The organism is Haliea sp. E17 (assembly GCF_048323675.1).
In the GTDB taxonomy this organism is placed as follows: Bacteria; Pseudomonadota; Gammaproteobacteria; order Pseudomonadales; family Halieaceae; genus Mangrovimicrobium.
In genome coordinates, this window is the sequence record NZ_JBLWFK010000002.1 from 895,472 (window position 1) to 917,490 (window position 22,019).

Here is a 22,019-nt window from a genome sequence, read left to right on the forward strand (position 1 = left end):
GCAGTCCATCCATCGGTGCCGCAGCAGCCTGCTACCCGCTGCGCTGGGTCATCGACTCAGGCTATCTGGATCGCCTTGTAGGCCAGCATCGATGAATCCCACTGCCGCTCCACCTCGAACTGGTAGTCGGCGTAATCCGATCCGAATACGTTGTCCCGATTGTTGCCGGTATCCTTGGCCTGGCCGGTGTAATCGGGGTTATTGAGATAGATGTCGTTGCACAGGTCATCGTCGAAGCAGAACTGGGTCACCAGGGCCTCCGAGTTATTCCTGACGATACGCACATGGATATGCGTAGTACGGCTGGCATACCAGCCGGGGAAGCAGCACTTGAAGTACACCAGGCCGTTGGCATCGGTGGTCTGCACGCCGCGGAACCAGCGCGAGGCCAGCGCGCCTGAATCCCCGCCCGTGCAATAACCGGAGTTGAAGCTGCGGGTGTTGGCGCTGCCGGTGGTATCGCCAGAATAGATACCCTCCCAGTTGACGAACCAGATCTCGATATTCGCATCCGCAATCGGTTCACAGGCCTGGTCGACAAGTTTCAGCACCAGCGCCATGGGCACGCCCGGTTCACCTGCAGAGATATCCTGTGCAAACTCGTCGGCCTGGAAATAACAGGGTCCCAGGGTGTATTCACGGGTCAGGGTACAGGTATTGCCGAGACCGCTGGCAAAGGGATCGGAGGGTGGAAAGTCGGCCTGCATGGCGGAAGTTCCGCCACTCAACCAGTCGCTGTCATTGCTGACCGCCTCTTCCCCAGAGCTATCCGTGGTGTCGTCCGCCGTGGCCCCGGTACCGGTCGCAGCGGAAGCATCGCTGGCAGCAAGACCGGCAGTTGCACCACCACCGCCACCGCCGCCACAACCTGCAAGTGGCAACAAGGGAACGAGTGTGACAGTAGCTGCCATCTTCTGCAGGAGTTTCCTGCGCGCTAACAACAGATCATGGGGAGGCATGGGTTCACCTGTAGCTGGATTGTCGGGGAAGTCGAGAATCCATGCTATGCGAAACCCAGCAGTTCACTGGACAGCAGATGGGTTAACAAACGTGAAGAATTGTAAGAGGCGGATGTTTGTGCTCGACACCGGAAAGCGAATCAGGCGGTGGGAAGAGCCGGACCGGGTGGGCGCCCTCGCAGTTCATCGCTACCCGACAGCATTTCATCGCTTCCCGTCTTGATGGTTCGCCGGACTCGTATACGATTGGCGCCACCTTGACGGTCCGCCGGGCTCGTCTACGATTGGCGTGTGCCTTTGCGGCATACTTTCCCGCCCACCGGAGGGGCTACACCATGGATACCCGACCCAAACTGGCCTCACCCGGTGAGCCCAGGGCATTCGGGTACCAGGCGCTCGGCGCACTGGCGGTGCTGGCCTGCCTGTCGGCCTGCAACGCAATATCACCCGCGCGGATGGCGCTGCCGGAGGAATTCAGCGCCAGGGCAACTGTGCGCGAAGCCCACGGCATTGGCGGAGGCACCCAGGGAACGTTTCACCTTGGCGGGATGGAAGGCTCCTACCGCCGCTCGGCCTCGCGCCTCGAGGTATTCGACGTCTATGATGGCCGTTCCGCGTCCGTTGACTTCACCTTCGGCAGCGAGCGGGCGGCGTGTATTGCGAAGGAACGCCAGCTGAATTTCAAGACCCTGAACTTTTCCCCCAAACCGATGGCCTATGCCTGCACGTTTACCGGGCCGGAAATGGCCGCAGCATCCAGCCTGGAACTGCAGGAATCCCGGGAAGGCGCGTCCGGCGCCTTCGGCCAGCGGCAGCGATTGGGCGCAATGGAATACCCGAACGGCCAGTTGATGATCCGCTCGGTACACGCAATCGACGGCAGTGCTTTCGAAGTCAACCTGCCCATCGGTTACACCTTCGACCACGACGGCCGCATGGTCGGCGCGGTTGAAATAAACGGTGGCATCACCCTGACCCTGGATACATCAGAGTCCCCCGAAGTGCTGCGCTCCGCTGAACTGGCGGCGCTGGCACTGGGCCTGCTCTGGGATACCGGCGAATACGATTAACAATACACAGGAGAAAACCATGCTGTTTCACGCTTCAATACCCGCAGAAAACTGCGAACGCGTCGCCCAGGTACTGGCCGAAATCTGGCAGGGCTCATACGCCCCCTTCCCGCCCTGCCCGGGAGGCTATATCGCCATGGCCGGCGATGACCGCGGTACGGAAATCGAGGTCTTTCCCTGGACCTGCGAGAACCACATCGGCGAGGTGGAACTGGACATCGTGCCGCGCACTGCAGGCAACGGGCACTCGGCCTGCCACCTGGCCGTGGCGACGCCGCTGGAGGAAGAAGATATCCTGGCCATTGCTTCCCGCGAAGGCTGGACGGCCCGGGTCTGCGACCGGGGCGGCTGCTTTCACGTGATCGAAGTGTGGCTGGAAAACCGTTTCCTGGTGGAGGTGCTGACGGCGCCTATGCAGGCGGAGTACGTGGCGTTTCTCAAGCCTGAGGTGTGGGAAAAAACCTTCGGTGGCGTGCGGATGGCGAATTCCATCGCGCGCCTGACAGCCTGATCTCTGGTAAATTTCAATATCAGTTACCCCGGGGCGTCGCCACGCAGGGAAATGATTTCACTGCTCAAAATGTCGGAAACGCGCGGATCGGCGCCCCCTTTCATTCAGGATTTCCAGCTTCTCAGTCTGCCAGCCCGAACAGGCGCGGCAGCCACAGGGCGGTTTCCGGCACATACGTCACCACGATCAGGGCGAGGAACATCGCCAGGTACATCGGCAACAGCGGGCGCACGATTTCGCCGATGCGGGTACCACCTATCGCACTGCTGACAAACAACAGGCTGCCCACCGGCGGGCTGCACAGGCCAATGCACAGGTTCATCACCAGCATGATGCCAAAGTGCAGTGGCGACATTCCCAGTGCTGTCGCCACGGGCAGAAATATAGGGGTGAACACCAACACTGCCGGAGTCATATCCATGAAGGCGCCGACCAGCAGGAGCACCAAGTTGATCATCAGCAGGATGAGCAAGGGATTGTCGGAAAACCCCAGCAGCGTCTCGCTGATCAACTGGGGTATGTTCTCGTAGGCGAGAATCCATGACAGGCATGTCGAGGTCGCGATCAGCAGCATGACCACCGCCGTGGTCTCTGCTGACTTCAGCAGGATGCCCGCGATTTCTCCCGGCGCCACCTCGCGATAGACCAGCACTGCCAGGACGAACGCATAGATAACCGCGATGGCGCCGGCCTCTGTGGCGGTGAAGGCGCCGCCGACGATGCCGCCGATGACCAGTACGATCAGCATCAGGCTGGGCAGGGCCGAGAAACTGGCGTGTGCAACTTCCGCGGCCGACGAGCGGGGCCCGCCGCGCAGTCCGGCGCGCCGCGTGTACAACAGGCACACGCCCATCAACGCCAGCGCCAGCAGGACGCCGGGAACATAACCACCCAGGAACAGCGCCGCGACAGACACCCCGCCGCTGGCCACCGCGTAGACGATCAGGATATTGCTGGGCGGGATCAGCATGCCCGTGGTCGAGGCCGCAGCGGTCAGCGCGGTCCCGAATGCCCTGCCGTAACCTTCCCGGCGCATCTCGTCGATCATCACGCCACCCACCGCAGAGGTAGCAGCAATGGCTGAGCCGGAGATTGCGCCGAACAGGGTGCAGGCAACCACGTTGACCAGCGCAAGACCTCCGGGCAGCGCACCGACCAGCGCGCGGGCGAAATTCACCAGACGCCGCGCGATTCCCCCACGGGCCATCAGGTTGCCGGACAGGATGAACAGCGGAATGGCCAGCAGCGCGAAACTGTTGATCCCCCCTGCCATGCGCTGGGCCATGGTGGTAAGCGCCGGGACAGGATCCACGGACAGCAACATGGTGCACAGGGTCGCCAGGCCAAGTGCGAAGGCAATGGGTACGCCGATGGCCAGCAACAGGGCGAGTGTCGCGCACAGCAGCAGGAAACTCATCGCACATCACTCCGCAGGGCATCGTTGATCTCGGCGCAGGCGTACAGCGCTACCAGCAGCCCGCTCAGCGGAATCACCGTGTAGACAAGCGCCATCGGCACACCCATGGCTGCGGATACCTGCTGCAGCTCCCAGGTCAACGCGACCAGGCTGCCCCCCCCGAGCACCGATACCAGCAGTGCGAAAACCAGCACCAGCAGCGCGATCACCGCGCGCTGCACCGCCCTGGCGGATTTGCCCAGGCGTCCTTCCAGCAAGTCGATGGCCATGTGTGCGCGGCAGCCGTACGCATAGGCTGCGCCGAGCAGGCCAATCCACACCAGCAGGTAGCGCGCCAGCTCCTCCGTCCAGGAACTGGGATCGCCGAGCAGGTAACGCGACACCACCTGCCAGGTGACGCAGGCCACCAACAGCAGCATCAACAGCGCCAGCACGCGCTGCAACACGGCATCCACGGGGGTGATGATTCGGCGGAAACTCACGGCATCCCCCGGATAGTGCTCAGGAGGTCGCCCAGTGGCGTACCGCCCCAGGCGGCGTACATGGGCTCCACCGCAGCGCGGAAAGCCGCCTTGTCCGGGTGGATGATTTCCACCCCCGCCGATTTCACTGCGGCCATCGCTTCCTGTGTCGCTACCCGCCACAGTTCGCGTTCGTATTGCGCAGAGGCATCCGCCGCGGCCTGCAACCAGGTCTGCTGCGGCGGCGAAAGGCTCTGCCAGACGTGCCTGCTCACCATCAGCACGTCGGGTACGAAAGTGTGTTCATCGAGGCTGAAATACCGCGCCACCTCGAAATGTCGCGACAAATAAAAACTCGGCGGGTTGTTCTCCGCGCCGTCGACGATGCCTTGCTGCAGCGCCGTATATAATTCCGCCCAGGCGATCGGGGTGGCTGCGGCGCCCAGCGCCTGGATCATCTGCACCGAGGTCTTGCTTTTCTGTACGCGGATTTTCAGCCCGGCGAGGTCGGCGGGCGTATGCACCGGCTGGTGCGTGGTATAGAAGCTGCGGCTGCCGGCGTCGTAATAGGCGAGTCCGCGCAGACGCACCTGCTCCAGCGACAACAGCAAGGCCCTGCCGTGCTCGCTGTCAAGGAAACGCTGGAAGTGCGCGGCGTCGCGAAACACGTAGGGCACGCTGAAGATCTTCATTGCCGGCGCGAAGCTCTCCAGCGGACTGGCGGAGACCTTGGTCAGGGCGATGCTGCCCACCTGCAGCAATTCGATCAGGTCGCGCTCGGCGCCCAGTTGCCCGGCGGGATGGATATCCAGTTGCATCGCCCCGCCGGACTGCTCACTGAGTACCTCACCCATGTAGACCATGGCCTTGTGTACCGGATGGTTGGTGTCCAGACCGTGGGCGAGCTTCAGGCGCAGCGCATCCGCGCCGCGAATGCCGCAGGCGGCGAGCGCTGGCAGCGCAGCGCCCGTCAGCAGGCCGCGCAGGAACTGCTTGCGGCTGACTCCCAGCGGCGGGCAGCTCACCCGGGTCTATTTCCCGGATTTTTGCGCATAGAAATCACGCAACACGAAGAAAGCCTGCTTGCGTTCTCCGGTCTCGGATACCAGGCCTTTGCGGTTGTACAACTCCTGGATGCCGTTGAGCGGGCGCATGGCGGAGCGGAAGTCCTTCAGTACCCAAGGGGATATGCCCTGGACGAAATCGCTGCGGCCGAGCATGTCGAGTTGCTTCTCGTAGACCTTCGCCTGGTACTCCTCCGACCAGATGGCACCCGGACCGTGTTCGGAGACGAAGCCCTTCTTCGCGCCGGCACCAAACTCCGAGATCACGATAGGCTTGCCGAAGGCGTTGCGGAAGCGCACGTCCTTCATGATGTTCAGCATGGTGCGGCGGGTGGTCGCCTCGTCCACCGGCAGCACGCGAGACAGGCCGGCGGAGTAATACCAGCCGAAGTACTCGTTGTAGCCGATCAGGTCGACGACCTCGCCCAGCGGGTCGCGCAGCATGACCTCCAGTTCACCGTGCAGGACCTTTTGCACCGCGTCATCGTCGCCGATCATTTTCTTCGCCATGCCCGCCAGTTGCTGTTTCACCTTCGGGTCGGTGACCTGCGGGTCGAAGAGCAGCTCGGCGACCAGGCGCTTGAGGATCTCCTTGAACTCGGCGGGGTCGCCCACCAGCGCCGAGGCGATCGGGCGGGCACTTTCATCCAGGCTGCGCGCCTGCTCCGCCAGTTGCGTCAGGAACGCCAGGCGTTCCGGTGATTGCGGCATGCTCTCGTTGGACACGGACCAGAAGACGATGGAGGCGCGGTTGCGGTCGCGGTCGATGTTATCCCTGACCATGCCCAGCGCCTGTTGCAGGGTATCCGGGTTGGCCCAGTCGATCAGCGAGACGATGGGGATTTCGCTCCACACCATCAGGCCCAGTTCGTCCGCTACCCGCAGGGTGTGTTCGTTGTGCGGGTAGTGCGCCAGGCGCACGTAGTTGGCGTTGAGTTCCCTGGCCAGGCCCAGGCTGGCCTCGGCGTCGGCACGGTCGTTGGCCATGCCGGGTTTGAGGATGGATTCGTCGTGCAGGGCAACGCCGCGCAGGTAGACGGGCTTGCCGTTGAGCAGGATCTGTTTGCCCTCGATGGCGATGGTGCGGAAGCCGATGCGATCCACCACCTGCTCATCGCCGTCGCTCACCGCCACGTCGTACAGGCGGGGATGTTCCGGCGACCACAGGTCCAGCTTCGCCGTGAAGCTGAAAGTCGCGCGGCCATTGGCGTCGGTGCGGGCACTGGTGTGCACCCCGGCCTCGTCGATATCGACCTTTATTTCGCGGTTGGCTGCCTGCGGGCCATCGAGTTGCACCCAGCCATCGACGCGACCGCTGGCGAGGTCGGCGAGGTAGAACTGGTATTGCCGCGCGTAGGTCGCCGGGACCGTCACCAGGTCGACGTCGCGAATGATCCCGCCGTACTTGAAGAAATCCGAGGTGCGCTTGGTCGGGATGGTGGAATCGTCCAGGTAGGCATCCACTCGCACCACCAGGTAGTTGCTGCCGTCTTTCGCGGCGTCGGTGACGTCCACGTTGAAGGCCGTGTAACCACCGCGGTGGGTGGCCAGGGGTTTGCCATTGAGGTAGACATGCGCCTTGTAATTGACGCCGTCGAAATGCAGGTAATAGCGTTTGCCCGCAGCCTTCTGCAGGTCGAAATCGCGCTGGTACCAGACGATATCGCGGTAGCGGTACAGGCGCTCGTCCTGGGTGTTCCAGTCGCCGGGAACCTCCAACTGGCGGCGCGGGTCGAAGCTGAACTCGACCAGTTCCATGCCGGTCTGCGGTTCCGGCGGCGTATAGTAGGCGGTGCCGAACAGACCCTTGGCCCCCATACTGTGCTCGTCGACCACGACATTCCACGCACCGTTCAGTGTTTGGTGCGCGCGCCCGTCGACGTTGGTCATCAACGGGTCCGGCGACGGCAGATCCTGGACCAGCCCGCCAAACAGTTCCGAGACGTCGTGCTTCTCACCCTCCTCCCCGGTCAACATCGACGCCACCCGCGCTTTCTGGGCAGCGGCGGCGTCCTCGCCGGGCGTGGGTTGGGCCGCCAGCAGCGGACCGGAAGCCAGCGCCAGCAGCGCAGTGAGCAAACAGTGTCCGGTAATTTTCATGTCGTACCTCGTTTTATTCTTTATGCGTGAATTCCGGAATCGCCAGTAGCGCATCGGGGCCGCCCTCTGCCAGGGACTGGCAGTGCTGCAGCAGCGTTGTCATCTGCGCCGGAATGTCCGTCGCCGCCAGGCCCAGGCAGGCAAGCAAGTCCGCCAGGCGCGATGCGAGTGGTGCGTCGCTGTTGCGCAGCTGCGTCAGTGCCGCGCTGCGCGGGTCTTCCAGCGCCAGCCCCGTGCACAGCACGTAGTGACACCAGGCCGCCAGCGCGCGCAATAACAGGGTATCCGCCGGCAGGGTTGCCAGCGTGGGCAACCAGCGCTGGCGGATTTTTTCCGTACCGTCCATGGCGATCTGCGCGCAGCGGTGCTGCAGGTGTGGATTGGCGAAGCGCTGCAGCAGTTGCTCGCGGTAGGCGTCCAGGTCGAAACCCGGAGGGACAACCAGGGCGGGTGCCAGCTCCTCGCGCATCAGGCGCTCGATAAATTCGCGCAACCTGGCATCGGCCATGACGTCGGCGACGGTTTCCAGTCCTGCGAGCAGGCCGGCGTAGGCGATCGCCGAGTGCGCGGCGTTGAGCAGGCGCAGCTTGATGGCTTCATAGGGGCGGATGTCCGCGACAAGGCGCACGCCCGCCGCGGCCCAGTCTGGTACGCCCGCGGCAAAGCGCTCCTCGATGATCCACTGGGTGAAGGGTTCGGTGGCCACCGCCGCCTCGTCCCACAGCCCCAGCCGCTGCGCCTGGCGTTCGCGGCCCGCCGCATCCATGGCCGGCACGATGCGATCGACCATGGAACAGGGGAAGCGCACCGAACTGTCCAGCCAGTCCAACAGGTGGGGCCAGGCAATCGCGGCGTAACTGCGCAGGGCCCGCGCCAGCCGCGCGCCGTTTTCCGCGAGGTTGTCGCAGCTGATCACGGTCAGCGGCGCCCCACCGCTGTCATAGCGGCGGGCCAGGCCGCGGGCGAGAATGCCGATCGCGGTGCGCGCCAGCTCCGGCGCGGCCAGGTCCGCGCGCACCGCGGGCAGTTCGGTATCCAGTCCGTCGCCGTCGAGGCAGTAGCCTTTTTCCGTCACGGTCAGGGTGACGATGCGAATGCCGGGGTCGGCGAAGGCGGCATCCAGCGCGGCGGGTTCCTCGGGCGCGACGATCACGCCGGTGAGCGCGCCGATCACCCGCAGCTGGTCCCCGTCGCCTCCCCGGCTCCACACCGAGTACAGCAGGTCCTGCGGACGCAGCTGGCGCGCCACGCTGTCGCCGCGCATACACACGCCGATAATGCCCCAGTCACCGCCGCCAAGGCGCAGGGCGGTGTCGGTATACACCGCCTGGTGCGCACGGTGAAAGGCGCCGAGGCCAAGGTGCAGGATGCCGGGCCGCAGGGCGGCGCGATCGTAGGCGGGGGTGATGACCTTGTCCGCCAGGTCGGCCAGTGACTCGGTGCTCAGGCGTTCCACGCTATCCTCAGAGCCGGTAGGCGCGCTTGGCGAGGTGGTAAGCGAGTTCCGCTGCCAGCTCGCGGGCCTCGTCCATGCGCAAGCGGTGTTCCGCCACCAGCTGCGCGAGGAAGCGACAGTCCATACGCCGGGCCACGTCGTGCCGCGCGGGTATCGAGAGAAATGCGCGGGTGTCGTCGTTGAAGCCGGCGGTGTTGTAGAAACCGGCGGTCTCGGTGATCTGCTGGCGGTAGCGCAGCATGCCCTCGGGGCTGTCGTGGAACCACCAGGGCGGACCGACCAGCAGCGACGGATAGTGGCCGGCCAGTGGCGCGAGTTCCCGTGCGTAGGTGGTCTCGTCAAGGGTGAACAGGATCAGGCGGAAACCGGGTTCGTCACCCACCCGGTCCAGCAGTGGTTTCAGGTTGCGCACGAACTCACAGGGCAGCGGGATGTCCGCGCCGCGGTCGCGTCCGAACGCGGCAAACAGCCGCGGATTGTGGTTGCGGTAGACACCGGGGTGCAGTTGCATCACCAGCCCGTCGTCCAGCGACATCAGCGCCATCTCGGTCAGCATCTGGCCGCGGAAGCGCTCGGCCTCCTCCGGCGTCAGCGAGCCTTGCAGCGCCCCCGCGTAGAGCTGCTCGCACACGGCGGGCGACAGGTCCTCGGTGCGCGCGCTGGGATGACCGTGATCGGTGGAGGTCGCGCCGAAGCCCTTGAACCAGGCGCGCCGCTCCCGCAGCGCCGCCAGGTAGCCGCGGTAAGTGCCGCAATCCTCGCCGGCCAGTTCGCCCAGCCGCTGCACATTGGCGGCAAAGCCCTCGTACTCCGGGTCCAGCACCGGGTCGGGTCGGAAAGCTGTGATCACGCGGCCATGCCAGGGATCGCCGGCGAGTTTGCGGTGCGCGTCGAGCGGGTCCAGCGGCGATTCGGTGGTGGCGATGACCTCGATATTGAAACGCTCGAACAGCGCGCGCGGCAAAAATTCCGGCGATTGCAGCGCCGCGTCGATGCGGCGGTAGATTTCCTGCGCGTTCGCCGCGCACAGCGGCTGGTCGATACCGAACACTTCAACCAGCACATGGTCCATCCACAGGCGCGACGGCGTGCCGCGAAACAGGTGGTAGTGACCGGCGAAACGCTGCCAGACCTGTGCCGGGTCGCGCTCGACTGCCTCGTCCCCAGCCGCGGGAGCAATGCCCAGCGAGGGAAGGCGCAGGCCCTGGCTGCAGAGCATGCGCAACAGGTAGTGATCCGGCTGCACCAGCAGCTCGGCGGGATTGGCGAAGGGCTGGTTGTCGGCGAACCAGCGCGGGTCGGTGTGGCCGTGGGGGCTGACGATGGGCAGTGCGCGCACCGCCTCGTAAAGCTCCGTTGCAATCGCCCGCTGTCGCGGGCAACTGGCGAACAGGCGCTGCGGGTGCAGTACGGGTTCGTCGCTCAATGCCGCCCCCTCACTCCGCCGCCATCAGCGTATCGACCACACGCTGCAGGTGTACGGTCATCGCATCCCTTGCCGCCGCGGCGTCGCGCGATTGCAGCGCGCCGAGGATGCGCTGGTGGTCCTCGATAATCGGCCGGCTGCCCTCCAGCCGCACACGCTGGTGGAAGTGGGTGCTGATCACCGAGTCGTTGCGCAACTGCCAGAGCCAGTCCACGGTGGAAGCCAGTACGGAGTTGCCCGCCGCCTCGGCGATCAGGCAGTGAAAGCGCTGGTCGGCGGCCTCGGTCATGTTCTCCTGCAGGTTCTCCGCGGCCATCTCTTCCAGCAGTTCCGCCAACCTGGCGAGTTGCGCGCTGGACGCGCGCTGCGCCGCCAGTGCGGCGCACTCGGCCTCGACCACACGCCGTGCCTCGAGTATCTCGAAGGGCCCCGCGCCTTGGTCCAGCACCGGCTGACCGGCGGCGGAATCGGTGGCGGCAACGTACACCCCGGAGCCGGAGCGAATCTCCACCAGCGCGGCGATCTCCAGCGCGATCATCGCCTCGCGGATGGTCGGGCGGCTGACGCCGAAGCGCTCGGCGAGATCGCGCTCCGAGGGCAGGCGCTCACCCGGTGCCGGCGTGCCGGTGCGAATCGAACGCCGGATTTGATCGGCGACCTGCATGTAAAGGCGCTGCGGTTTTACAGTCTTGATCTGCATTCAGCTCACTTGATTTCTTATCGTGCCCGGGGCCCGGCCATGCTATCGATGGAAAACCCAGAGGTATCGACCGTACTTGCGCTCTGGCGAGCGCTGGTGCAGACTCGCCTCTGGTAAAGTGGTCAGGCCAATTAGACAGAGTGGCCACCCCACTGTCAAGTCACGACGAGTCAGTCACGAGGAACCGGGAGTGCCCGACAGACCCACAATCTGCTGCGCCGGCGAGGTGATGCTGGAGTTCGCCCCGACCGGGGAACCGGACTGTTATCGCCGTGGTATCGCGGGTGACACCTTCAACACCGCGGTCTACCTGTCGCGGCTGGGCTGCCAGGTGAGCTACCTGACCCGCCTGGGCGCCGACCCCGCCTCGACGCATATCCTCGCCGCCCTGCGCGACGAGGGTATCGACGACAGCCTCATCCTGGCTGTTCCCGGCCGGCAGCCGGGTCTCTACCTGATCGACAACGACCCGACCGGCGAGCGCCGCTTCAGCTACTGGCGGGATCACAGCCCGGCGCGAGAGACTTTCGACACCCCGCCGTCGGTGCCAGCCGGAGACGCGTTCTACTTCAGTGGCATCACCCTGGCGGTGTGCCGCAGCGGCCTGCACAACCTGGTGGAGGTGTTGCGGGGCCTGCGCGAAGCCGGTACCCGCATCGCCTTCGATCCGAACTACCGCCCTGCCCTCTGGCGGGAACCGCAACAGGCGCGTTCATGTTACGAGGCAGTACTGCCGCTGTGCGATATCGTACTGCCGACGCTCGACGACGAGTCACAGTTGTGGGGCATAAACGACGTCGGCCAATGCGCAAGTTTTCACCGGCAGTTCGGTGTTCGGGAGCTGGTCATCAAGGCGCCAGACCTCAGCGCACACGGCTTCTGCGACGAGCAGGCCGCGGTGTGCGCGGCACAGCCAGTTTCCGCCGTGGATACTACAGGTGCCGGCGACGCCTTCAATGCGGGCTATCTCGCCGGACGGCTGCGCGGACAGGTAATCGACGCCGCCATTCGCGCAGGCCAGGCGCTGGCGGCGGCTGTGGTGCAACATCGCGGCGCGATCATCGCGCGCCAGGCTTTTGAATTCGAGGAGTACAACTAGCATGCTGCAGACATGGCGATGGTTCGGACCGGACGACACGGTCACCCTGGAGCGGATCGCCCAGGCCGGGGCAACCGGCGTGGTCACTTCGCTGCACCACATTCCCACCGGCGAGGTCTGGCCGCTGGCAGAAATCGAATTGCGCAAGCGCGAAATCGAGGAGGCCGGACTGAACTGGTCCGTGGTAGAGAGCGTACCCCTGCACAATGACATCAAGACCCGCAGCGGTGACTACCAGCGCCATATCGACAATTACTGCGAGACCCTGCGCAACCTCGGCGCCGCGGGCGTGCAGGTCGTCTGCTACAATTTCATGCCGGTGGTCGACTGGACCCGCACCAACCTCGACTACACCCTGCCCAACCGCTCGCGCGCGCTGCGCTTCGAGATCACCGATTTCGCCGCCTACGACGTCTACCTGCTGCAGCGCGCCAACGCCGAACAGGACTACACGCCGGACATCCTGGCGCGGGCGAAACAGCGTTTTGATGCCATGAGCGATACCGAGCGCGACCTGCTGGAGAAAAACATCATAGCCGGGCTGCCCGGCGGCGAAGGCAGCTACGACCGTGAAGGCATTCGCGATGCCATCGCCCAGTTCATCGCACTGGGCGAGGACGGCATGCGCGCCAACCTGCTGGATTTCCTGCGCGAAATCGTCCCCGTGGCCGAGACCGCCGGCGTGCGCATGTGCATCCACCCGGACGACCCGCCCTTCTCCCTGTTCGGCCTGCCGCGGGTGGTTTCCACCGCCGACGACGCGCGCACCCTGCTGGAAGCGGTGCCCAGCGACAGCAACGGCCTGACCCTGTGCGCCGGTTCATTCGGCGCCCGCGGCGACAACGACCTTGTCGCCATGGCGCGCGAGTTTGGCCCGCGCATCCACTTCGTCCATCTGCGCAACATTCGCCGTGAGCAAGACGGCTCTTTCTACGAATCCGATCACCTGGACGGCGACAACGACATGGTCGGTCTGATCGGCGCGCTGCTCGACGAAGAGCGCGCCCGGCAGGCCAGTGGCCGCAGCGACCGTATCGCCATGCGCCCGGACCACGGGCACCTGATGGGCGAGGAACTGGGACAGGCGGGCGTGCGGCCCGGCTACTCCTACCTCGGGCGACTGAAGGGACTGGCGGAATTGCGCGGGGTGATTCACGCGCTGGAATCACTCCGCAACTGAGTGTGGTACGCAAAGCGCTGATAGTGCGAGCAACCGCCAATCGCAGACGTCAGTACATCACCACGCGGCGTATGGATTCTCCCCTGGCCATCAGGTTTACAAAACCCACACACTCGAAACTGTAGTCCGCACCCCCACCTGTCAGTTCCACAAGATGAGCAACAGGGTCGCCCTCGACATCATTCGGATTGACGAAGTTCGACCTACCGAATTTCGCGGTCAGTTCCTTGCGATCATCATTAATATTCACGCCGATGATCCTGTCGGCGCCGACTATTTTTCCGGACCGAGCAGAAGATGAACCACGGGGTGGCCCTGGAGACAATGGCCAGCAATTTCTGCAGTACGGGCCACTGGAGCACATTCGATCAGACAACGGCTCGGAATTAACTGCGATTGCGGTCAGGCACTGGCTGCAGCGGCTTGGGGTGAAGACCCTGTTATATGAGCCGGGGAGCCCATCAGCCGTCAGGTCAGCGTCGGCTTCAATCCAGGTGTGTAATTTAAGTGATTGCCCAAGCTGAGGAACGTGGACGGGTATGCCTTCCACAGTACAACGTTGGAGCTGCAGAAACCGCCGGTGAGCTCTATCCTTTTTCCGGATTCATAGGTAAAGCTCCCCTCTACCAGATCCATGTCGAGCATGAGGTTGGGTACATCGGCTTGCAGATCCTGGCCCTGGGTCAAACAACTACAACCACACACTTTCCCCAGCATTTCCAAAGTTCCCGCTTCGACCCGAGCGGTTATCCTGTACGTGGTAGGAATAAAGGTCCCGATCTGGGCGAGATAAGCCCAGTCGTCGTGTTCGATATTGAATTCGCCGACCGCGAAGTGTTGCCCTTCATCGAAGAGATACAGGGACAAGTCCTTGTCCTGGCTGAGCTTCATTTCGCACAGGTTGCCCTGCAACTGGTCGAAGTAAAACATTACAAGATCGCACCAGCCGCCGGCTTCGACGTTACTCTGGTCCGGGCAGTAGAAGCGCTCGCGGCCACCAAACCCTTTTACCGCTATTTCCTTGCCCTTGATGGTCAAACTACCCTCGATACGCCCCGCCCAGTTGTAGCCCTGGGCGCGCATGTGGTCGACGTAAACGTGCAGCTTTTCCTTCCCGTACCACATGGGATAGCCTTCACCGTAATGGGTCAATTCCGCACGGATATCCATCTCCCTGTCGTAACAGGTGACTTTCCAGGTATGATCTGTGCAGTCGCATTCCAGGTGAAATTCATCGATCTCTACGACAACGCGGTTATTCGCATCATCGCGCTCGACACTGAGTGCGCCGCCGGGGAAAGGGTGATAAGAGGTACTGACTACCTGCTCGAAATCAGCGACCTTGTAGATTGTCCCCGCCGGTGTAAACACCCTGCCCTTGTGCGTGCGGCAGCCGAAATTCCACATGTCCATGGGTTGCTTGCCAAACGGCATGGCGCCGAAGGTACCCAGTTTGTTGAATTTCGCGACTCCCAGGTCGACCCAGTAGTCGTTCCCCTCCTGATCCCTCAGGTGGCACATGAACCCCCAGTCCATGAATGCGTGTTCTGTCGCGTCTTCGGGTAACAGATGTGCATCTTCTTCAAGTGTCACTTCCGGGTTCTCTACCAGCACTGGCAAATCCCTCCGCTCTGATCGTCATGTGAAATAGGAAAACCGCACTGCCGCCGGGTGAATTTACAGCGACATTCCACCCGCAACTTCGATGATCTGACCCGTGACATATCCCATCCGGTCGGACACCAGTGAAACCACAACCCCTGAAAGATCTGAAGGTATACCCAGTCTCCGTAGCGGGGTTGTCTGCTCAAGATAGGTCCGGATGTCCTCGTTCGCCCGGATGTCCGCATTGGCATCGGATGCGATGAGACCGGGGGAGACACAATTCACGGTGATATTGCTCGGCCCAAAATCCTTGGCCAGGATGACAGTGAGCTTTTCCACTGCGGATTTGCTGATAGCATAAACCGCGTAGTCCGGCAGCGCTGTACGCGCGCCTAGCGAGCTGGTGAATATAACGCGGCCGCCCGGGCGAATTCGCGGCTTCAGTAGCTTGGTCAGGTATAGCGGACCGCTGAGGTTATCGCCGATGACCTTGTTGAACAGCTCCTCGGTGGTATTCTCGATGTTGGCCTGCGGCGAGCCACCCGCATTGTTGACAAGGATATCCAGGCCATTGCTGCCGGTACGTTGGGTAAGGCCCTCGTCAAGCGCGGCAACCAGAGCTTCCGCGGCGGCATAGCTCCCCTGCGCACCCTTGATCAGAAACGCCTTTCCACCCTTAGCCTCGATCGCCGCAAGTGTTTCCTCTGCTGCTGCGTCGTTGTTGGCATAATTGATAGCGACCACTGCACCCAATTCGGCAAGGTCCTCCGCAACCGCGCGACCAAGGCCCCTGGAAGCCCCGGTCACCAGAGCAGTTTTACCCTCTAAAAATTTATCCATATTCGAATCCTGATTCTTGCGAATGTTTACCCGGCCCGTCCGGGAGCCCTGACTATCTGTCGTATGCCTCGCCTTTGACCGCCTCTCCGGGAGAGGCCTGGAGGTAGACGTCGAGGTGTCGGATCTTGCCAGACTCGTCGAATTCGTAGACGGATACGGAGTTCACAGCCTGCTGCTCAGCACCGAGGTTGACCCTCTCCTCCAGCTCCAGGAATACGACGTTGTCATATTCGGATACACGCTTGAAGGAACCCTCCCAGTGCTGGGACGGAGCCCAGGCCTGGAGAAATCCGACCATATCGTTGAACGTCATGACTTCCTTGAAGTTGCCCACACGTTCGAAATCATCGGTCACGAAATCCTTGAGGCCGAGCCATTCGTCCGGGGAGTAGTCGCCGGCCTCCTTGGAACGATCCATCAGGCGCTTCTGGAACAGGCCATACTCAATCGCAGTGCGTGCATTACCGGTATAGCGCTCTGCCGCTTCTGCGATGTCTTCAAATACTTTAGCTACCATCATCCTTTCCTCTGTTTAATGCTGTGACAGCGGCTCAGGGCCGCATGGTGGTCCCACCGTCGATGCTGATTACCTGGCCCGTAATGTACGAGCCCTGGTCCGAAAGAAGCAGTGCACCCATGGCGGCGATATCTTCGGGGTTGCCCACGCGTGATTTGATCGCGGCGGCGGCCTGGGCCCATCCGATCATTTCCTGCGGAACCAGCTCTGCAATACCCGGATGCAGCGTGAGCGCAGGGGCGATGGTGTTCGCCCGGATTCCCGACTGGCCGTAGCGCGTGGCGACATGCCGCATGAGCGCCTGGCCAGCCGCCTTGCTCATCGCGTACGCCACCTGTGCCGGTGTCGACGCATTGGCGGCCGCGGAACTGGTGTACACGATCGACCCCGCTCCGCGCTCGATCATGGCGGGCAATGCAGCACGCGTGCACAGGTAATAGCCGCGCGCATTGATGCGCTGTGTCTCGTCGTAGATTTCCAGCGGCAGCTCAAGAATGCCGGCCCCGGGATCGCAGTCGCCCAGAAACGCGAAGTTGGCGTGAAGTCCATCCAGTCCGCCGTAGGTCTCTACGCAGGTGGCCACCGCTGCCGTCGCTGAGGCTTCGTCCGAACCGTCCAGGTGTATGGCGAGGGCCTCACCGCCCGCGTCCTTGATTGCCGCTACAGCGGCTTCTGCTGATGCTGTATTGATATCCCCCAGCACGATGCGGGCGCCTTCGGCCGCATAGCGCGTCGCCAGTCCGGTACCAATGCCGCCGGCACCGGCCACCAGGATGACTTTTCCGTCCAGGATTCCCATAGACACATTCCTCTTTGGCGTGCGTTTTACCGCGTTCGATTATTGTTTGCTGAACTCGAGATGCACCTCGCAAAGCGCACGCTGGGTATAATTCGCCTCGTATTCGTAGTGGCGATTGCCCGCCGCACCGTGCTTGTCTTCGTTGATGCGCAGATCCGAGGTGCGATCGAGGATATGCTCAGCGGCCAGCTTGGCTTCAGCCCTGGCGAGCGCCGCGCCGATACACATGTGGATACCCTTGCCGAAAGCCAGCTGGGTCTGAAGGTTGTTGCGGTCCAGGCGAAACTCATCCGGCGACTCGAACATACGAGGGTCCCGGCGCATTGCGCTCTGCACCAACATGATGACGGTGCCGGGCGCAACGTCCTGGTCGCCGACCCTGGCATGGCGTTTGGCCAGGCGGAAATGGGTCTTGGTCGGGCCATCCAGCCGCAACACCTCCTCGACCACCGCCGGAACCAGGCTGCGATCGGCTCGCACCTGGGCCTGCAGCTCGGGCTTCTCTGCCAACGTCTTCATCAGCGCGGCGATCAGGCGGACTGTGGTGTCCTGTCCCGCGCCGAAAACGACGGCGGCGTGGCTGACAATATCCACAATATCGGGCAGTTCGCCGTCCCGGTATCTCGCCTGGGCGAGCTGGGTCATCATGTCGGGGCGCGGATTTTCGCGACGATCCTGTATGTAGTTGAAGAAATGCATGCCAACCTCGACCATCGGATTGTTCTCCAACGGCTCGTCACCGCCGATCTGTCCGGGTAGCGGACCGAACAACGGCAGGAACTTCGCGTGGTCTTCCTGGGGAACCCCGAGGATGTCGGCGATGGTCATGGTTGCCAGCGGGTGGGCAAATTCCGAGACCGCCTCAAACTTGCCCTTGTCGATGAATTTGTCGATCAACGCCTGTACCGAGCTGGCGATAAAGGTTTCAGTTTCCTTCAGGCGCTTGGGGGTCAGTAAACCGACCAGTAACGAGCGCGAACGGGTGTGCTCCGGAGGATCCTGCGTCACAAGCATGGAACCGAAGGACATTTCGCTGCGGTAGTTCGCGATCTGCTCAGTGATGTCGTCGCCTTCCGGCTCGAAGGGCAGCGGAGGGAGTGGACCGGTTGCCGAATTGATCGAAGAAAATGTATCGTGATCGCGCAATACGGCCACGCCCTCCTCGTAACCCGTCACCGCCATCACATTGTGTTTGGGCAGGTAGACCACCGGGCCCTGCTCGCGCAGGTATTCAAAATAGGGATAAGGATTTTCTACCAGGTCGAGGGCCTGGAAAAAGTCCACTTCGCTGAAATTCGTCATCGTCATTACTCTCAAAGCCACTTCATGCGGAGCGTGCAAACGCGTGTGATGTTTTTTCGTGCGGCACACATTAGAGCCAAGAACGAGCCAAGTCAATCCTTATGGTTTATTTATTAGACCAAGTGGTATAGTCGATGTGCGCCATCGGATCACGCTGCACCCGAATCCCCTGGGTTTTGTCGGATGCGCGCTGATGTACCGGGCCGCTGCTTTATCCGAGACAGGGTCCGGGGCTGATAAATGACTGCGGGATCTTAGCCGACTTGCACGATCGGCAATTGGGCCATGGAGGACTGCGCTCTGCTAAATCTAGCCAAGCCGCCTGATTATTCCGAAGGTGCCATTGATGCGACAATGGGCTCCACGTCGTTGTTGGAATCTCCCCGAGATTCGAAATGTCGCAGGGATTCGTCGACGAGTCGTTCCGCCTCCTCATGACCGACATGGATTCCCAGGGTTGCCTCCTGTACGACCAGGCGGGCCAGGCTGTTGGTAAGGATTGAAACCAGTTGGGGAGACAGCCGCGGCACAATGCCCCTCGCTTCAAGGTGTTTCTGTATGGCTTCGGTTTCCAGCGCGCGTATGGCTATGGCATTGGCAGCGATTTCTTCCCGGATGGTCTCGTTGTGATTGGCCAGCGCCATGAATTCCAGGCCGAGCCTCGTCGAATTCTCGTCACTGACGAGTTCCCAAAGCCCCCTGATCGGGTGGTCTGAATGCAGCGCATCGTTCAATCGGTCACAGTAAGCCTGGTTGGAGCGTCGTAGCAGCGCAAGCAACAGTTCATCCTGGGAGCCGAAGTAGTAAAAGACCGCCTGATGGGTCATTCCTGCGCGGCTGGAAACTCGGCGCACCGTCGCCGCCGCGTAGCCTTCTTCACGCACAACTGACTCGGCGGCGTCCAGCAATTTTTGCCGTACGTCCGGGCGTTCGACATAACGTTTCTGTTTCTTGACCTTGGTACCTGCTGCCATTGAGTCCTACCTGTGAGTGGGATAGACTTCTTAGTGAGCGAAGCCACTGACCGATGTTACCGCGGGGAGCCGCCAAACTCGGAATCTGTCGAATGCCGGTGCCACAAACCACGCGTACGCACTACCCACCATTCTGGCTGACCTGCACATTTCGTCGTCGTGTATGGTCGGTCCTGTTGATAAGCATACGACCGTTCGGTTTAATTAACATACCGAATGGTCGGTGTATATTAGCACCGACGCAACCCGCTTGAAATATGCGATTTGGAGCGACCAATTCCGGCTCCAGGGTCCGCTGGCCTCGCTGAACCGGACAGGATTACCTGCCACCAGGGCTATTGATGGATATTCACGTGCCGGGAACAGGTGCTGTCAGGAACGCAGTTCGCTGATGTATGACCTGACCGACGAGCGCTGTAGCCGCCTGACTATCGAGTAGGTGTTAAATATTGCTATTGTCCCGCTTGACTCGTAGCGGCTAATCGCCGCCCGGAATGCGGGTCTAGCGCGAGTGCGCGTGAGCCAGTCTTGCACCCCGGGAAAGGGGGCAAGCGGATAGTGCATATGGCCCATCCGGTGCAGGTTTACTACCCAGGAGATATCTGCCAGCCCGAATAGCTGCCCGCTTAGCCATCGGTGGGTTTCAAGCCTGGCTTCGAGGGAACCTAGCATGTCTTGTGCTTCTTGCGTGGCGAGACTGATTCGCTCGTGAGCAAAGCCCTGGCTCGACGAGAACTCTCGCATGAAGCCTGCCAGCTCGGAATTTCCCGTACCATTTGTGTAGTCCTCAAGCTGCCGCTCGTTCATTCTCCGCAAGGGCTTGAACAGGAATTCATGGGTCAGTAGCTTGAGTGCCGCCTGGAAATGGGAGGAGTGCTGCAGGCTTTCCTCGAGATAATCCCTGTCCATGCCAGCTTCAGGCGTAAGCGCAGACCCGCCGAACTGTTCGTCGACATAGCGAATGATGTCGTTCGACTCGACAATGGTTATGCCGTCGTGCACCAGCACCGGGACCACTCCTTTCGGATTGATAGCGACGAACTCCGCTGTCGCGTTCTCGCACTTGATCAGGTTGATATGGTGGCTGGTCCAGCCGACGCCCGTTTCCTCCAGCGTAAACCTGACCCGCTGCGAACAATTCGAGGTGGCGAAATGAAACAGGTGGACACCCCTGAGAGCCCGTATATCATCGCGCTGCGTTTCAATAACCGGCATGGTTGCGGGATCCAATGGACAAGGTTGCCGGGTGGTAGCGGCCGTACCTGCGCATTCCCCACAGGCCCAGCGCAAAACAGGCCATCGGCAGGCCCGCAATCAGTGAACGCAGCCGCGCCAGGCTCTGCGGATCGTTCTGCGCCTGGGGCCCCGGATCGAAACCGGTCAACGGCAGCACCAGGAACATCAGTGCCACGGCCAGCGCCGAGGCGACCTTGCTCGTAGACTGCAGCAGTGCCACGTAAACACCGGTCCGGGCCTGGCCAGACCCGGTATCGATATCCTTCAGATCCGCGATCATGGCCTGCGGCAGAAACACCGCCGCGCCGTTGATCGCACCCAGCAGCATGAAACATGGCAGCGTGAGGTGAACGTTGCCGGCGGGGATCAGCAGGAACAGGGGCTGTACAAGGATCTGGAAGAGCAGCACCAGGCAGAATGTCCGGTGCTTGCCTATTCTCACCGCCAGGTACCTTATCAGCGGCAAAAACAGCAGCCCGGAAAACAACATGGGTACTACCGCGAGCGTCGCCCATTCTCCCAGGCGCAGGACGCTCTCCACATAGAACAGCAGTACGCTGGACATTGCCGCGATACCGAGCAGCACACCCACATTGCCCAGGAGCAGCGCGCGTAGCGCGGGATTTCGCAGCAGTATGGTGAGCACATCGTTCCAGCGGTAGGTGTGATCGGCATCCAGTCGCGAATGCCCAACCGGAGTACAGAAAAATGTCGCCATCATCAGCACAGGTAGCGCTACCAGGACAAAAAGCCCGATAAAGTTGATCCTCCCTGACTCACTGACGCCGGCAAATTGATCACTGAGCACAGGGATGAATACCACGACGAGCCCCCCGACAAGTGCCGCGAACTGCCGGAAGGCCGCGATTCGTGAACGCTCGTGGTAATCGTCGGACAATTCCACTCCCCAGGAGATATGCGAAATAGTTAGCAGGGTCCAGCCGACATAAAGAATCAGCATCCAGGAGGCAAAGTAAGTCCACTCGACCTGGCCGGGTGGGAAGAACACCTTATAGACGCCGATCATCATCAGTGGCAGGGAGAGCAACAACCAGAATCGCCACCTACCCCGTTCCGGACCGAAGCGCTCGGTGATGATACCGGCTATCGGGTCGGTGACGATGTCCCACAATTTGGCGAGGCCAAAAATTATCCCTACCGTCGTAAGGCCGAGCCCCATTTCGCCCGCATAAAACGCCGGGATATATACAACCAGTGGTGTGAGGAATGCCGACATCGGTATTTCCAACGATGCGAATGCCGCCAACCTGGCCGGGCCGATCCTCTTTACTATGTGATTCAC

The 22,019-nt window shown here is 62.0% G+C and carries 21 protein-coding genes; 4 read left to right on the forward strand and 17 right to left on the reverse strand.

The annotated features are described in order from the left end of the window. Positions 1-56: 56 nt before the first annotated feature. Positions 57-911 carry a hypothetical protein gene (locus ACNKU3_RS07125; protein WP_418258727.1) on the reverse strand — a complete coding sequence of 285 codons (855 nt, stop codon included), beginning with the start codon at positions 909-911 and terminating at the stop codon, positions 57-59. 383 nt (positions 912-1,294) lie between these two features. Here ACNKU3_RS07125 and ACNKU3_RS07130 point away from each other — a divergent pair, with 383 nt between their 5' ends. Both ACNKU3_RS07130 and ACNKU3_RS07135 read left to right on the forward strand, forming a co-directional pair. Then, entirely contained in the window at positions 1,295-2,029 is a 735-nt protein-coding gene (locus ACNKU3_RS07130) for a hypothetical protein (RefSeq protein WP_418258728.1), read from the forward strand. 19 nt (positions 2,030-2,048) lie between these two features. Then, entirely contained in the window at positions 2,049-2,540 is a 492-nt protein-coding gene (locus ACNKU3_RS07135) for a hypothetical protein (RefSeq protein ID WP_418258729.1), read from the forward strand. Between the two features lie 121 nt (positions 2,541-2,661). Here the strand turns inward: ACNKU3_RS07135 and ACNKU3_RS07140 are convergent, their stop codons facing one another. From ACNKU3_RS07140 to ACNKU3_RS07170, 7 genes are all read right to left on the reverse strand, one after another. After that, positions 2,662-3,957, reverse strand: a complete 1,296-nt coding sequence (locus ACNKU3_RS07140; protein ID WP_418258730.1) for a TRAP transporter large permease — start codon at positions 3,955-3,957, stop codon at positions 2,662-2,664. Beyond that, complete coding sequence (locus ACNKU3_RS07145; RefSeq protein WP_418258731.1) at positions 3,954-4,439, reverse strand: TRAP transporter small permease; 486 nt, start codon at positions 4,437-4,439, stop codon at positions 3,954-3,956. Before ACNKU3_RS07145 ends, ACNKU3_RS07140 begins: the two co-directional genes overlap by 4 nt. Beyond that, positions 4,436-5,377, reverse strand: a complete 942-nt coding sequence (locus ACNKU3_RS07150; RefSeq protein ID WP_418259029.1) for a TRAP transporter substrate-binding protein — start codon at positions 5,375-5,377, stop codon at positions 4,436-4,438. The genes ACNKU3_RS07145 and ACNKU3_RS07150 overlap by 4 nt, the downstream gene beginning before the upstream one ends. Positions 5,378-5,449: 72 nt before the next feature. Next, entirely contained in the window at positions 5,450-7,582 is a 2,133-nt protein-coding gene (locus ACNKU3_RS07155; RefSeq protein ID WP_418258732.1) for a glycoside hydrolase family 2 TIM barrel-domain containing protein, read from the reverse strand. 13 nt (positions 7,583-7,595) lie between these two features. Next, on the reverse strand, positions 7,596-9,038 hold the full coding sequence (locus tag ACNKU3_RS07160; protein WP_418258733.1) for a mannitol dehydrogenase family protein: 1,443 nt from the start codon (positions 9,036-9,038) through the stop codon (positions 7,596-7,598). 7 nt (positions 9,039-9,045) lie between these two features. Continuing rightward, on the reverse strand, positions 9,046-10,464 hold the full coding sequence (gene uxaC, locus ACNKU3_RS07165) for a glucuronate isomerase (protein WP_418258734.1): 1,419 nt from the start codon (positions 10,462-10,464) through the stop codon (positions 9,046-9,048). Between the two features lie 10 nt (positions 10,465-10,474). Then, the gene (locus ACNKU3_RS07170; protein ID WP_418258735.1) at positions 10,475-11,164 is read right to left on the reverse strand and encodes a FadR/GntR family transcriptional regulator; all 690 of its coding nucleotides are present in this window, start codon (positions 11,162-11,164) and stop codon (positions 10,475-10,477) included. Positions 11,165-11,354: 190 nt separating this feature from the next. On the opposite strand from ACNKU3_RS07170, the gene ACNKU3_RS07175 reads away from it, so the two are divergent. Continuing rightward, positions 11,355-12,263: a sugar kinase gene (locus ACNKU3_RS07175; RefSeq protein WP_418258736.1), complete on the forward strand. Its 909-nt coding sequence runs from the start codon at positions 11,355-11,357 to the stop codon at positions 12,261-12,263. A gap of 1 nt (position 12,264) precedes the next feature. Beyond that, the gene (gene uxuA / locus ACNKU3_RS07180; protein ID WP_418258737.1) at positions 12,265-13,443 is read left to right on the forward strand and encodes a mannonate dehydratase; all 1,179 of its coding nucleotides are present in this window, start codon (positions 12,265-12,267) and stop codon (positions 13,441-13,443) included. A 49-nt stretch (positions 13,444-13,492) separates the two neighbouring features. Here the strand turns inward: uxuA and ACNKU3_RS07185 are convergent, their stop codons facing one another. The 9 genes from ACNKU3_RS07185 to ACNKU3_RS07225 all read right to left on the reverse strand — a co-directional run bounded on the left by ACNKU3_RS07185 (position 13,493) and on the right by ACNKU3_RS07225 (position 22,019). After that, entirely contained in the window at positions 13,493-13,807 is a 315-nt protein-coding gene (locus tag ACNKU3_RS07185) for a zinc-binding dehydrogenase (protein WP_418258738.1), read from the reverse strand. A gap of 104 nt (positions 13,808-13,911) precedes the next feature. Further along, positions 13,912-15,057, reverse strand: coding sequence for a hypothetical protein (locus tag ACNKU3_RS07190; RefSeq protein WP_418258739.1), 1,146 nt, complete (start codon positions 15,055-15,057; stop codon positions 13,912-13,914). Positions 15,058-15,120: 63 nt separating this feature from the next. Further along, a complete protein-coding gene (locus tag ACNKU3_RS07195) occupies positions 15,121-15,888 on the reverse strand; it encodes an SDR family NAD(P)-dependent oxidoreductase (protein ID WP_418258740.1) in 768 nt (255 codons plus the stop codon). A gap of 52 nt (positions 15,889-15,940) precedes the next feature. Then, positions 15,941-16,405, reverse strand: coding sequence for a hypothetical protein (locus ACNKU3_RS07200; protein ID WP_418258741.1), 465 nt, complete (start codon positions 16,403-16,405; stop codon positions 15,941-15,943). A 34-nt stretch (positions 16,406-16,439) separates the two neighbouring features. Further along, positions 16,440-17,204: an SDR family NAD(P)-dependent oxidoreductase gene (locus ACNKU3_RS07205; protein ID WP_418258742.1), complete on the reverse strand. Its 765-nt coding sequence runs from the start codon at positions 17,202-17,204 to the stop codon at positions 16,440-16,442. Between the two features lie 39 nt (positions 17,205-17,243). Next, entirely contained in the window at positions 17,244-18,488 is a 1,245-nt protein-coding gene (locus tag ACNKU3_RS07210; RefSeq protein WP_418258743.1) for a cytochrome P450, read from the reverse strand. Between the two features lie 344 nt (positions 18,489-18,832). After that, positions 18,833-19,480 carry a TetR/AcrR family transcriptional regulator gene (locus tag ACNKU3_RS07215; RefSeq protein ID WP_418258744.1) on the reverse strand — a complete coding sequence of 216 codons (648 nt, stop codon included), beginning with the start codon at positions 19,478-19,480 and terminating at the stop codon, positions 18,833-18,835. A gap of 372 nt (positions 19,481-19,852) precedes the next feature. Continuing rightward, complete coding sequence (locus ACNKU3_RS07220; protein WP_418258745.1) at positions 19,853-20,695, reverse strand: glutathione S-transferase family protein; 843 nt, start codon at positions 20,693-20,695, stop codon at positions 19,853-19,855. After that, complete coding sequence (locus ACNKU3_RS07225) at positions 20,682-22,019, reverse strand: MFS transporter (protein ID WP_418258746.1); 1,338 nt, start codon at positions 22,017-22,019, stop codon at positions 20,682-20,684. The genes ACNKU3_RS07220 and ACNKU3_RS07225 overlap by 14 nt, the downstream gene beginning before the upstream one ends.